Source organism: Rhodoplanes roseus, from assembly GCF_003258865.1.
GTDB lineage: Bacteria > Pseudomonadota > Alphaproteobacteria > Rhizobiales > Xanthobacteraceae > Rhodoplanes > Rhodoplanes roseus.
The window spans coordinates 1-244 of the sequence record NZ_NPEX01000962.1; the positions used below are offsets into that span (position 1 = coordinate 1).

1 protein-coding gene is annotated in these 244 nt (G+C 64.3%); it reads right to left on the reverse strand.

The window, feature by feature from the left end; all coding sequences use genetic code 11:
- The coding region (locus CH341_RS33185; RefSeq protein ID WP_425376240.1) for a ribulose-phosphate 3-epimerase at positions 1–244 on the reverse strand (244 nt) is incomplete at both ends.

Here is a 244-nt window from a genome sequence, read left to right on the forward strand (position 1 = left end):
AAGGATGAGGTCGAGCCGGTCGAGCACGTATTCGAGCGTCGTTTCCGGCGTCGAGGGATTGAGAGAGACGCCGGCCTTCTTGCCGAGCCCGCGGATCGCCTGCAGCGAGCGGTCGAGATGCGGTCCCGCCTCCTGATGCACGGTGATGTAATCGCAGCCGGCGGCGGCGAAAGCCTCCAGGAACGGGTCGGCCGGCTCGATCATCAAATGACAGTCGAAGACTTTTTGCGAGGAGCCGCGCAGC